The organism is Janthinobacterium sp. SUN128 (assembly GCF_030587275.1).
GTDB classification, from domain to species: Bacteria; Pseudomonadota; Gammaproteobacteria; order Burkholderiales; family Burkholderiaceae_D; genus Janthinobacterium; species Janthinobacterium lividum.
Genome location: NZ_JAPWHY010000001.1, coordinates 1,598,407 through 1,611,460, shown reverse-complemented (window position 1 = coordinate 1,611,460; position 13,054 = coordinate 1,598,407). Strand labels below are relative to the sequence as shown.

Here is a 13,054-nt window from a genome sequence, read left to right as displayed (position 1 = left end):
TATCGCAGGACTCAACCATGCTTGAACAAGATACTCAATTGCCGGCTCTGCTGGCGCCACTGGCCCCAGCCCCCCGCAAGATGCTGATACGCGGCGCGACGATCATCAGCATGGATGGCAATATCGGCAATTTGCCCAAGGGCGACATCCTGATTGCCGATGGCGCCATTGCCGCCATCGGCGTGCACCTGGAGGCCGACGGTGCCGAGGTGATCGATGCCGCGGAGATGATCGCCATTCCGGGCATGGTCGATACCCATCGGCACTCCTGGGAAGGCCAGCTGCGCCGCATCAATCCGAATGCGGCAACGCTCGAGGACTATTGCAACGCCACCCATTTCTCGTTTGCCAAATACTACCGGCCGCGCGACATTTACGTGGGCAACCTGCTCACGGCATTGGGCTGCATCGATGCCGGCATCACGACCGTGATCGACAACTCCCACAACAGCCGCACCGCGGCGCACTCCGACGCGGCCGTCGAAGCATTGCTCGATACGGGTATCCGCGCCGTGCATGCATCCGGCGCGCCCGTATCGGGCGACTGGGATGAGGCGCATTGGCCGGGCAACCTCGCACGCCTGCAGGCAAAGTATTTTGCCAATCCCGACAGCCTGGTGACGCTGGCCATGATGGCGCAGCTGGAACCGGAGCAGTGGGCCATCGCGCGGGCACTGGGCATTCCCATCGTGACCGAGTTTTTTGGTGGTGGCATGGCAGCCGAACTCGAAGGCCTGCACCAGCAGAGGCTGCTTGGCAACGACAACATCTTCAACCACTGCACCTGCCTGCCGGAATCCGGCTGGAAAATCTTGCGCGAGGCAGGCGTGCGCGTCAACGTATGCCCGCGCTCTACGGTATCGAGGATGGCATGAACGCCTGGCAGGCGGCGTTCCAGCACGGCATACGCCCCGGCCTCAGTGTCGACAACGAGACCTCGTACAGCGGCGACATGTTCATGGAGATGCGCGTGGCGTTCTACCTGCAGCGGGTCTTGGGGCATACCCAGCGCCTGCATGGGCACCACCATGCGGCGGCGCCCACCGATGCGTTCCGCTTGCTGGAGGCGGCCACGATCGACGGCGCCGCGTGTGCGGGGCTGGAACAACGCATCGGCAGCCTGGCGCCAGGCAAGCAGGCCGACCTGGTACTGATACGCACCGGCGACCTCAACCTCTACCCGGTCAACAACGCCATCGGTACCGTGGTGCACGCGGCAGAGCGCAGCAATATCGATACCGTCATCATCAACGGGCGCGTGCGCAAACGCGGTGGCGTCGTACTGGGCGTGGATCAGGCAAGGCTGCGCTCCGCGATCGACGAATCCTGCGCTCACCTGTTCAATGCCGCCGGTTACCAGCCCGATCTGTTTGCTGAATCGTTCGCGCCGATCCACCACGCGTAAGCAGCGCCTGATGAACGCGCTACTGTTACCCATCGCTTTCGGCGCGGGCATCGCCATTGCCTTGCAAACCACTTGTTCGGAGACCGCGTGTCGAAAGCCCTGTCCGGATGAAAACGGTACCATCCACGCAAGGGCGACGTCAGGAAATGGTCCGCAATGTCCTGGCCGTGGCCACCTCGACGATGCGTTCGTGGGTGGCTTCCTTGCGGTTTGGCGACGAGGGTTGGGCAGTTGAGTTGTTGCGCAAGTTCCGCATGATGGCCATCATATTCTATTCAGGATGTCTTGCCGGGTAAAGGAAAACGGCGGCGTATCCTTGCCTGGCCCGCCGCCCGTCATGACGATGTTGGCGATGAAAGTGGGGCCGATGGCGGGGGAGGGATGGCGCGCCTGAACAGGCGCGCCGTGGCCCGCACGGGCAGCTTGCCCGTGCCGGCTCTACAAGGTCAAGCCAGCTTGCGCTTGCCTGCCGAGACGCGGTTCCAGCCATAGCCGGCGACGATGATGGCCAGGATGGCCGCCTGCGCCAGCAAGGTTTCCAGGGTCGGCAGGATGCCCAGCAGGTCGACGCGGATGAAATCGACGGGGCTCACGCCGATCCAGCCCGCTTCCTGCAGCGCGGCCACCCCTTTGCCCATCAAAATCACGGCCAGCACGGCCACGAAGGCGGACGTCCACGAGAAGAATTTGCCGATAGGCATGCGCGCGCTGGTGCGCAGCAAGGCCCAGGCGATTACGACCAGCAGCACGATGGCCACCAGGAAGCCGCCCAGCAGGGCGCCGCCATTGCCGTCCGCCGCCAGGGCGGAATAGAACAGCACGGTTTCAAAGACTTCGCGGTAGACGGCGATGAAGGCCAGGGCGAACAGGCCCCAGGCGGAGCGCCGCGTCATGGCCGCCGTGAGTTTCTCGTGCAGGTATTCCTGCCAGCGCCCGGCGCTGCTCTTCTGGTGCATCCACAAGCCCACGCTGAGCAGGACCAGGGCCGCGAACACGGAACCGAGGCCTTCGCTCACTTCGCGGCTGGCGCCGCTGATGGTCACCAGATACGTTGCCGCCACCCATGTCAGGCCGCCCGCCACCAGCGCGCTGGCCCAGCCCGCATGCACATAGGGCAGCACGTCATTGCGCTTGGCCTTGCGCAGGAAGGCGATGATGCCGATGACGATCAGCAACGCTTCCACGCCTTCGCGCAGCAAGATCGTCAGGGCGCCGATAAAGGTCGTCATCGGGTCGGCCTTGGCGTCGCCCAGTTCCGCTTCCACGTGGGTAAACAGTTGCTGCAGCTTTTCGCCTGCCGCGTCGGCGTCGGCCACCGTGCCCTTGGCCACGGCGGAGCGGTAAGCCAGCATGGCGTTTTCCACGGCCAGCAGCAGGGATTTATTGCGCGCGCCAACCATCGGCTCGATCGGCTCGAAACCGTCCAGGTAGGCCGACAGGCCCAGGCGCGTGGCGCCCGCGCGGTCGCCCGCATGCATGGCCTCCAGGCTTTCCGCCAGGCGCAAACGCGACAGGGCCAGGCCGGCCGGCTTGTGCGCCTCGGCCTTGCCAGGGTTGCTGCGCAAGTACGCCGTCAAGGCTTGCGCCTCGTCCGCGCCCAGCTTGGCGGCAACGGCTTCCTGCGTCAGGGTCGTCACGGCAGCCAGGTCCGCGTACAGGTTCTTGCTGCGCGGATCATCCTGCCACAGCTTTTCTCCGCGCGCGCCTGCCGCCGCATCGTGCGACATGCCGCCGACATAGAACGCCAGGTCCCAGCGCTCGTTTTCGGACAGCTGGCCAAAACTGGCCATCGAGGTGCCGGCCACGCCTTGCGAAATGACCTGGTACAGCGCCATCAGGCTGCGCGACTGCGCCCGTTCACCATCCGTGAAGGCGATCGGCTTCGGTTCCAAGCTGGCCGCCAGCGGACCGTCGCCGCCGCCGGCCACACCGTGGCAGGACGCGCACTGGGCCGCATACAGGGCGGCGCCGCGCGCCAGGTTGGGCAGCACTTTCGGCGCCACGGGAATCGGGTAGGCGGCAATCAGCAAGCCATTCGCGTGGTGCGCCAGGCGCTTGACTTCCGCGCCATCCGCCTTGGCGACGACGGCTTTGCGCAGGTCGGCGATGGCGGCGGCGATGGCCGCCTGCGAAGCGTGGGCGGGCAGGGCGGCGATCTGCGTCGTCGCGTTGTCCGTAAAATCGAGCATTTCCGCGTATTCCGCTTCGCTCACCACTTTGCCGTGCTCGACGGCGCCGCTGTAATCGACGGCAACATAATCGATCAATTGCCACAGCTGCTTGGCGCCGGCGCCCTGGTCGGCCACTTGCGCTTGCGCGCCTCCAGCCAGCAACACGCTGGCGGCCACGAGTGGATAGCAGACGAGCCATTTCTTGATAGAACTGAACATGATTCTCATTCTCATTTGTCGTTAACCCGGCGACTATAGGACAGACCGTGCGGGGTGTCAACGGCGCACGGGCGTGCGCGTACTGCCCCGGTCATTATTCTTGACCAGGACAACGTGCCGGGAGAATGGAAAGACGGGGAAAGAAGGCTATTGCGTCGATGCCGGTTTGGCGTACAGGCCCCTGGCCAGGCCATGGTCCGGATCGTCCACTTTCAGGCCGCCCTTGACCACGCGCAAGGACAGCTTCTGGAATGCCTGGCCTCTCAACCACTGGGGATCGGTAACGGCGAATGCGGCGATGCGTTCCTGCGCGCGCACGGGCGGCACGGCCAGCCATTGATAGTCGGCTTTTGCACCCTGGCGGCGCAGGCCGGCGCGCACCCAGCTTTCCGACGCCGGCATGCGGACGATGGCGTCGCCGTTCGCCACGCTGACGGCCGTGGCCGTCTTGCCGCTTTGCGCTTCGAACTTTACTTCCACGCCGGCCATCGGTCCCAGCCGGGGGAAGCCGACGATGGCCACCCACAGGCCCGCTTCGGCGGGTTTCTGGATGCGCATTTCCGATTCCTCGAACACGCGAAACTGCGGCTCCTTGCCGCCGTTGCCCGCCACCAGGGTCACCACGTCGCCGGCAACGCGCCACTCGCCGCTGGCTTGCTCGTCGGTATTGCCATAGCTGAGCATCCATTCGAACTTGCCGTCCTTTTTCAGCAGCAGTTCGGAACCCGTTTCCATGACGCCTTGCAGGTAATAGTGTCCGGGCAGCGTAGCCGGGGCCGGCTCGGCCGCGCTGGCCGCCCCAGCCGAAAAGGACAAGGCGAGGGCGGCGCAGGCCAGCAGGCCGGAGAGGGATTTCTTCATCGGAGTGTCCTCGGTGTTCTGTATGAGATGCCATCATAGCAACGGCAATTAAATTGCCGTCGCACGACACACCGCGCTACCCGCCTGGCGTTCAGCTACCGCTGAAATCGAGCACCACGCGCGAGGCAACCTTGCCATGTTCCAGGCGGCTGAAGATCTCGTTGATGGCCGACAACGGCTGCAATTCCACGCCGGCCTTGACCTTGCCCGTGGCGGCGAAGGCGAGCGCCTCGGCCATGTCCTGGCGCGTGCCCACAAAAGAGCCGCGTATCGTCACGCAATTGGCGACCACGTCGAACAGCGGCGTCGGGAAGTCGCCCGGCGGCAAGCCGACCAATACGCAGGTGCCGCGCTTGCGCGTCATCGCCACGCCTTGCTGGAAGGCATCGATCGACGGCGCCGTGATCAGCACGCCGTGGGCGCCGCCCCCGGTCGCTTCGCGCAATGCCGCAACCGGGTCGCCCTGGCGCGCATTGATGGTCACTTCGGCGCCCAGGGCGCGCGCGTGCTCCAGCTTGCCTTCATCGATGTCGACGGCCGCCACGCGCAAGCCCATGGCCACCGCATATTCGATGGCCAGGTGGCCCAGTCCGCCAATGCCGGACACGGCCAGCCACTGGCCCGGCCGCGCCCCCGTTTCCTTGATGCCCTTGTAACTGGTCACGCCGGCGCAGATGATAGGCGCCGCTTGAACGGCGGACAGACCCGCCGGAATATGCGCGACGTAGCGCGGGTCGGCCAGGATATATTCGGCGAAGCCGCCATTCTTGGTATAGCCGCCAAACTGCGCCTCGGCGCACACGGTTTCCCAGGCTGCCAGGCAATGTTCGCAATGGCCGCAAGCCGAGTACAGCCAGGGCACGCCGACCCGTTCGCCCAGCTGCACTTCGGTCACGCCCGTGCCCACGGCCACCACGAGGCCGATGCCCTCGTGGCCGGGAATGAACGGCGGCGTCGGCTTGACGGGCCAGTCCCCGCGCGCCGCATGCAAGTCCGTGTGGCAGACGCCGCAAGCTTCCGTCTTGACGAGGATCTGGCCGGGGCCTGGCACCGGCACGGGAACGTCGCGCAACACCAGCGGCTGGCCCAGTTGTTCGACAACGGCGGCTTTCATGGTAGTGGGGATCATGTTATTCCTTGTGAAGTTGGTCATGCGTAAGGCAGGGCGCAGGCGCGAGCGCCAAGCTGGGAACAAGGCACGTGTGGTGGATTGTTGCGCCAGCCTAGCGCTCTGCCATGGTCTGTTCGACAGAGCCTTGCGAATGATCATATTCTGCTGCACACGGTAGGAAAAGTGATTGATCTACATCAATGTATTCCGGCAGGAAGGCGATGCGTGCGCCAGCAGCCTTACTTCAGGGCATGGTCAGGCCGGAGAATTGATGCGTTTGTCCAGCGGCCTCTCCTTGAGCGCATCGGCGGCCCGATCCACGAATTGCCTGACGTCCCCCACCTCGGCAAACAAGCCGGCATAGGCCGCCCGGATCAGCACCGTGCACTGCTCGAATTTCGCAAGCTGCGACAAGCCTTCATCGGTGGGCATGAATATCCGTCGCCGGGCATCATTGTGATCATTCCGATACTGTATCAGGCCCAGACGGAGCAGCTTGGGTATCTTTTGCATGACCAGCTGGTGCGAATGTCCGAGTTCGCGCGCCAGATCCGAGGCGGAGGCCGTGCCGAGCGTTGCAAGAACAGTCATCAGCGAACACGAGCGAACCGGGATGACGATCCCCATCGTATCGAAGACAGTCTGGGATTGCTCTGCGATCAGGACGCTCAGCCGTTCGACAGCGCGGCCGAGAAACACGGCGTCATCGATCGCGGCCGGGTGATGCGTCCCCTCAGGTGTGCCCTTAGTCAAGGCGTTGGTACCGCTGGATACTGCCGTCCTGGTTCACCCGTTCCAGCGCTGTTACTTTTCCGCGCGAAACATTCAAGCGGTATCGAAAATCGGACACGCCTTCCACCGCGAACAGGTCGGGACCGATCGGCTCAAGCGCGGCCCGGAACCGGTCGCGCCAGATATAGTAGAGCGTGCCATTCTCCAGGATGATCTGGCGGCCTTCATATTTTCCGGCGGCTTTCGCCAACATTCCGGCATCGACGTGCGGGCGCTCGATGGCTGCCGTCAAGCTTGGGAGCAGCCAGGCAAATTCGGTTCGCCTGGCGTCATCGGTCTTCGCCAGATTTTCAAGCGCCAGCTTGTGCGCCAGAGGCAGTGCGCGGATGGACGGGCTTGGGATATCGGGTTGGACGCCTGCTCCTTCGAAATCGCCATGGTCCACGGGATCCTGGATCTGGCCGATCGGTACTTGCACGAAAAAATCGTCGTTGAGCGGCTTGCGTGCAACCGGATGCGCGCCGCCGGCGGTCCGCTCCCCGATCAGTGTCGCTCGCCCGAGCTTCTTCATCGCATAGGAAAACCATTCTGCGGAGGAAAACGACGTGGAGCCGGTCAGGATATAAACCGGCTTGTCCACCATGCGTTTGCCCGGTAGCCCCGGCAGCACCCATTGCCCGCGCTGGATACGCTTGCCATCCTCATTATAGTAATAGTCGAAGAGCAGCTGGTCTTTCTCGCTGGAGAAGAAATAGCTCGCCAGAAATTGCGCCATTTCCAGATGCCCGCCATTGTTATAGCGCAAATCGATGATGAGGGCATCCGTATTGCCGACGAAGCGCATGACGGACGCGGCAGTATCATAGGCAAGTTCCGGATCGGCAAAATAGCTGAATCGTATATAGCCAATATTTCCCTTCAGGCGAGCGACCTCATCGAAACCGAAATTGCTCTCCTCCAGCGTGCTCAATTCTTCTTTTCGTATCTTGGCCTTGAGCGCCGGATTGGCCTTCGCCTTGAATTCCGCGATCCATTTTGCGTCAGCCCCCACGAAGAAATGCAGGTCGCCGCTGACTTTGAGGAGATCGTCGGTCAGCTTGCTCGCAAACTCTGCCTTCGTGGCCGCGGAATCATAATCTCCCTTTTTCAGACGCTCCTGAAGCACCGGCGCAATTTTTCTTGCGATTTCGGGAAACGGGTAGTTCGCCTTCAAGGTGCTATCAAGGGAGGCGATGATCGCCCCCTTTTCATCTCGTGAAATGCCCGGTTCCTCGGCAAAAGCGCCCGATGTGCACACTATGGACAGCGCCGATAGCGTTTGAAGCAGATATAAGTGATAGCGCATTTTAACGTTACTCCTCGGTGAAGCCCGATCATACAATATGTTGTGCAATATGTTGTAGAAAAATAGGCATCATCGATTTGCAGAGTTCCCAATGGTGCGGCTGCCTGACAACGCATGCTCCAATGCGGCTTGCGAAGTACTGCGGCAAGGAAATGCAGTGCAGGGCGCTGGACCAGAAACGCTACTTCCGTTCCAGAGGCATCATGGCGCCGGAGGTCGATGTATGGCGGGGGCCGTTTTGTACAAACATGCTGCGCGCTGCGCAGCTCGCGTTTCAGGCGCTTTCCGGCCATTGCATGGACGGCTTGCAGGCCTGATGGAACAACAATCTTGGCGTCGTGTACCTGGTGACGGCCCCAGGATCGCCACAAGTGGTGGACGATTGTCCGTTCTGACAGTTACTCCACCTTGATTGAAGGGGAGGAGGGACGTGATATGGCAAATATTCGCTGCGGATACTTGAGTAAATAGAGGATGAATTCCGTAATCAGTACTGGATCATTCGCAATTCCAGGCGGACCAATTGGCGGGCGGTGAACCGCACGAGGATGCTAGGCGATTTTATGTACATGCTTGGGGTGCCGAAATGGGCTGTTCAACAGGCTCGCTACTGTCTTCGTTTACGTGTCTGTGAACGATGTTTCAAAGATCAGTTTCGATGCCATTCCTTTTGTAGTAGAGCTAGAAGGGGGGACTTTAATTTTTAAAAATTGGCTGACTTAGGCTATGTCCCACAATTAAAGTGGACTATTTTTTTGGTTTGAGTTAGCATTTGATGGTAAAAGTTCAAATTCGTGAAATTTAAAATAATTAAAAGAACTTTGATTCTAAGTTTCCACTTTTTACTTACTGAATTTGTGGCTAGGAAATGAATAAATGAAGAGAATGAATCGTGATCCGATGAAATTCGGCGCAATTGAATATTTTTCTAATATGGCTAGAAAGACTGGGTACCAGCTAAATAATCCCGGCGACATTGAAAAATTTTCCAAACAGATGCTATCCTCATTGAATATATCTCAGGCAAGTATGACCATGCTTCATGGGAAAAGGACTGAAGCTATGTTTGCATATGTAGCCGGTGGTCTAGGGAGATGTAGAATGATTAAATGCGAAGATGCTGGAGAAATATTTGTACAGGGCCTTCCTGTTCTAGCTCCGGACTATCGTTTAGTTCTTGAAGATGGCACAAAGATGCTGGTTGAGGTTAAAAATTTCAAATCAAATAAATTTAAGCCATTTTTGCTTACGACAGAATATTATGAGAAAATTGAGCGATATGCTAAATTAAATGATATTGAGTTAAAAATCGCCATTTATTTTTCCGACTTCAAGCGGTGGTGCTTGTTATCTATAAAGTCTTTTAAGAAGGTGAAAAAAGGAATTCAAATATCCATTCCTAGCGCCTTTGCAAAGAATGAAATGAATATGTTGGGAGATGCATCCATTTCTACGTTGCCGAATCTACGCCTGGAATTGATGGCAGATCCGGAAGAAGCTAATATTTTGGATGAGGACGGAACAGCTAGTATTATTTTTCGAAGTAGCAAGATATTTTGCGCTGGAACTGAACTTCATTCCGAAATCGATCAACGGATTGCATTCTATTTAATGCGATTTGGAGATTGGCCGCAACGTGCCGAAGCTATCGTGAGGGATGGAAGATTGCACGGCGTAGTTTTTAGCTGTGTTACGGATAACCTCTTTGAAGGACAGCCGTTTGCGTTGATAGGCGATCTAAGTAGCATGATCAGTTGGGCGTTTGCCGAACACACAATTCAAGATGGACAGATCATAGCGTTAGATGTTACCTATGATCCAGATGCTTTTTCTCTCAAAATACCAAGAAAACACAAAAGCAAAGAACTGCCTTTGTGGCAATTTCTTATACAACCCAATCATGAATTTAGCGATACGCAGAACACTCATGTAGCCTGTTAGTAGCGGTTAGGGCACGACAATCCTTGCCCTAACTTCATAACCAAAAAGCACGGCCTGCTTCGATCCTTCATTTGACATAATATAAATTATGCGAAGTTATGGAGGGATTTGAGAAAACCCCCATTTCGCCAACTCCCTAATCGCAAATGCGATTTTCCCCATCTGCGCGCCGCTGTCGTGGCCACTGGGTATCTTCGCTTGGACAAGCTATATGAAATACGGCTTGTCCCCGTCCGTGTTTGGTTTGTTCACGCCCAGGTTGGCGTGCAGGTGCAAGTCTGGCGCTTCGATGATGCTGGCGATCAGGTTTGCCACGCTCTTGCGCGATACCACGGTGCCCTTGAATGGCGCGTGGCGCGTCGTCAGTTCGTAGTCGACTTCGTCTTCGTCCGTCATCCAGGCTGGACGCACGATGGTGTATGCCAGGCCGGACGCTTCGATGGCGTCGGCGGCGCGGCGGAATGGTTTCAGGTGTTCCGCCAGCCTGGCGTTGTTCCATGCGCCGAATTTGCCGGGAACTTCATCGTAGATGCCCATCGACAGGACGAAAACCAGGCGCCCGACACGGGATGCCCGCATGGCGGCAATGATGCTGTTGGCCTGGTCTTCCATGTCGTCGCCCACCAGATTGGCGTAGACCAGATCGTAACCGGGCATCGTTTGCCGCAGCAATGCCTGGTCCAGCACGTCGCCGGCCAGCAACGTGCCGTTGGCCGGGACTGGCGCAGGCAGCTTGCTTGCATGAGAAGTCTCAACACTCGCATACCCTACGCTGGACTACCGCCTGATGCAGCGCCAGACGGTGGCCTGGACGCAGATGCTGCTGGACCTGTCGCGCGTGCCGTATGCCGATTTGCGCCAGGAAACCGCACCATAGCCGCGCCGCCGGACCTTGCCCCGCATGCTCCTCCCTTCCCCGCCCTGCTCCCGGCGACATTTCGGACACCATACCAGCGCACTGGCAAACAGGCACTGGTATGGCCCGCATCGCCCCTATGCCGGGGCAAGGCTGCAACTGGTATTGTGATAATGCGCAATGAATAAAACCAGTTGACTACCACTTGTAATGCTTGCACTCTGAAACGGCGGACGGTGTCCAGCCGCCCGGCCATACTAAAAACACACAAGGAGATGCAAGTGAACCGGACAGTCATGAATACCCTCATCCTTACCCTCTTCGGCGGCACGCTGGCCGCCTGCGGTGGCGGCGGCGACGGATCCAGCGGTGGCGCGAGCCAGTTGCTGGCCGGCGCGACCGCAGCAGTGGCCTGCTACACGCCGTGGAACAGCGGTACCGCCTACAACGGCGGCGGCCAGGCCAGCTACAACAACGTCAATTACACGGCCAACTGGTGGACGCAAGGCAATAATCCTTCGACCAGCAGCGGCGGTGCCGGCAGCGGCCAGCCCTGGACGGCGGTGGGAGACTGCGGCACGCCGACTCCTACCCCGACACCGACACCCACGCCTACCCCAACACCTACGCCGACTCCTACCCCGACACCGACACCCACGCCTACCCCAACACCTACGCCGACTCCCACCCCGACACCGACGCCAACACCTACTCCAACGCCGACCCCAACACCTACTCCAACGCCTACTCCGACGCCTACTCCGACGCCTACTCCGACGCCAACGCCAACGCCTACCGGCCTGGCCAAGCACGCGCTGATCGGCTACTGGCACAACTTCACCAACCCCAGCGGCGCCACGTATCCGATCAGCCAGGTCAGCGATGACTGGGACGTGATCGTCGTCTCGTTCGGCGACAACGCGGGCGGCGGCAATGTCAGCCTGACCATCGATCCGGGCGCGGGCACGGAAGCGCAATTCATCGCCGACGTGGCTGCCAAGCGCGCGAAAGGCAAGAAAGTCATCCTGTCGCTGGGCGGGCAAAACGGCTCCGTTTCCGTCGGCAACACGGCTGAAGCGACGAATTTCACCAACAGCCTGTACGCCATCATCACCAAGTATGGCTTCGACGGTATCGACCTGGACCTGGAAAACGGCGTGGCGCAAGGCGCGGCCATCCAGACCTATCTGCCGATCGCCGTGAAAAACCTGAAAACCAAGGTCGGCAACAGCTTCTACCTGTCGATGGCGCCGGAATGGGTGTATGTGGAAGGGGGATACACGAGCTATGGCAGCATCTGGGGCGCCTATATTCCCATCATCAACGCCTTGCGCAGCGAGCTGACGGTGCTGCACCCGCAGTACTACAACAATGGCGACATCTACACGCCATATGCCACGGGCGCCATCAAGGCGGGTTCGGCCGACCAGCTGGTGGCCACGGCGCGCATGCTGATCGAGGGGTTCAATTATGGCGGCAATACCTTCGCCGGCTTGCGTCCGGACCAGGTGGGCTTCGGCGTGCCGTCGGGGCGCAGTTCGGCCGGTTCGGGCTTCACGACGAATGCCGACGTCAGCAATGCCCTGAATTGCCTGACGCGCCTGCTCAACTGCGGCACCATCAAGCCGCTGCAGGCGTATCCGGACTTCCGCGGCGTGATGACGTGGTCGATCAACTGGGACCGCCATGACAACTATAATTTCTCCGTGCCGACGAAGAATGTGCTGAAGACCCTGCCGTAACAGCCTTTGCCCGACTGCGCATGGGAGCCTTGCTGCTCACATGCGCAGCACATGCCCTGGCGAAGCATCTCCCCTCCCCCGCGCGTGCCTGACGCCATCCATAATCCAGTAAGGACAATTGATATTTCTCAATTCATAGTCTTAATCTATGGATTCAGTTGAAATATTTTACTTCCTTTTGCAAATGAGAATCGTTACTATCTGAGTCAAGGATAAGCGAATTCAACAGAAAGGAGCGTCCCTTGTTCACAGCCATCAAAACATTCAGCCAGGTCTGCACGCATATGTCGATCGCCTTCGGTCTCGCCTACTTGCTGACGGGATCCCTGGCAATCGGTGGCTTGGCCGCAATCATCGAACCGGTCATTAATGTTGCCCTGCTGCCATGGCACGAAAAAGCCTGGCACGCGATCCGCCGCCGCTACGCCGCCAGCCGCCTGGGCATTGCCGCCCTGGCCGGCGAAAAGCTCAGCCAGACAGCCCTGCACATGGGCGTGGCCTTCGGCGTCATGTACTGGGCCACGGGTTCCATGGCCTTTGGCGGCTTGCTGGCCGTGGTCGAGCCGATCTGCAACGTGATCGTCCTGCCCTTCCACGACCGGCTGTGGGAAAAAGTCCGCTTTCGCCTGGAAAGCCGCGGTGCGGCCCGCCTCGCCGCCCTGTAATCCCCC

Annotated in this window: 11 protein-coding genes; 5 read left to right on the top strand and 6 right to left on the bottom strand. The window is 59.6% G+C overall.

The features are described from left to right. Nucleotides 1–17: 17 nt before the first annotated feature. The gene (locus tag O3297_RS07260) at nucleotides 18–875 is read left to right on the top strand and encodes a hypothetical protein (RefSeq protein WP_305048213.1); all 858 of its coding nucleotides are present in this window, start codon (nucleotides 18–20) and stop codon (nucleotides 873–875) included. Beyond that, nucleotides 779–1,405, top strand: a complete 627-nt coding sequence (locus tag O3297_RS07255) for an amidohydrolase family protein (RefSeq protein ID WP_370385425.1) — start codon at nucleotides 779–781, stop codon at nucleotides 1,403–1,405. Before O3297_RS07260 ends, O3297_RS07255 begins: the two co-directional genes overlap by 97 nt. Before the next feature lie 446 nt (nucleotides 1,406–1,851). On the opposite strand, the gene O3297_RS07250 is transcribed toward O3297_RS07255, so the two are convergent. From O3297_RS07250 to O3297_RS07230, 5 genes are all read right to left on the bottom strand, one after another. After that, entirely contained in the window at nucleotides 1,852–3,795 is a 1,944-nt protein-coding gene (locus tag O3297_RS07250; RefSeq protein WP_305048211.1) for a cytochrome c/FTR1 family iron permease, read from the bottom strand. 147 nt (nucleotides 3,796–3,942) lie between these two features. Then, entirely contained in the window at nucleotides 3,943–4,656 is a 714-nt protein-coding gene (locus O3297_RS07245; protein WP_305048210.1) for a hypothetical protein, read from the bottom strand. A gap of 91 nt (nucleotides 4,657–4,747) precedes the next feature. Further along, nucleotides 4,748–5,785, bottom strand: coding sequence for a zinc-dependent alcohol dehydrogenase (locus O3297_RS07240; protein ID WP_370385388.1), 1,038 nt, complete (start codon nucleotides 5,783–5,785; stop codon nucleotides 4,748–4,750). Nucleotides 5,786–6,022: 237 nt separating this feature from the next. Beyond that, nucleotides 6,023–6,520, bottom strand: a complete 498-nt coding sequence (locus O3297_RS07235) for a MarR family winged helix-turn-helix transcriptional regulator (protein WP_305048209.1) — start codon at nucleotides 6,518–6,520, stop codon at nucleotides 6,023–6,025. Further along, entirely contained in the window at nucleotides 6,513–7,844 is a 1,332-nt protein-coding gene (locus tag O3297_RS07230) for a S41 family peptidase (protein ID WP_305048208.1), read from the bottom strand. The genes O3297_RS07235 and O3297_RS07230 overlap by 8 nt, the downstream gene beginning before the upstream one ends. An 876-nt stretch (nucleotides 7,845–8,720) precedes the next feature. Between O3297_RS07230 and O3297_RS07225 the strand changes: the two genes are divergently transcribed. After that, complete coding sequence (locus tag O3297_RS07225; protein WP_305048207.1) at nucleotides 8,721–9,785, top strand: hypothetical protein; 1,065 nt, start codon at nucleotides 8,721–8,723, stop codon at nucleotides 9,783–9,785. 207 nt (nucleotides 9,786–9,992) lie between these two features. Here the strand turns inward: O3297_RS07225 and O3297_RS07220 are convergent, their stop codons facing one another. Then, nucleotides 9,993–10,517: an NAD(P)H-binding protein gene (locus O3297_RS07220; protein WP_305049627.1), complete on the bottom strand. Its 525-nt coding sequence runs from the start codon at nucleotides 10,515–10,517 to the stop codon at nucleotides 9,993–9,995. Between the two features lie 420 nt (nucleotides 10,518–10,937). On the opposite strand from O3297_RS07220, the gene O3297_RS07215 reads away from it, so the two are divergent. Then, nucleotides 10,938–12,383, top strand: a complete 1,446-nt coding sequence (locus O3297_RS07215) for a chitinase (RefSeq protein ID WP_305048206.1) — start codon at nucleotides 10,938–10,940, stop codon at nucleotides 12,381–12,383. Nucleotides 12,384–12,625: 242 nt separating this feature from the next. Continuing rightward, on the top strand, nucleotides 12,626–13,048 hold the full coding sequence (locus O3297_RS07210; RefSeq protein WP_092604921.1) for a DUF2061 domain-containing protein: 423 nt from the start codon (nucleotides 12,626–12,628) through the stop codon (nucleotides 13,046–13,048). Nucleotides 13,049–13,054 lie beyond the last annotated feature (6 nt).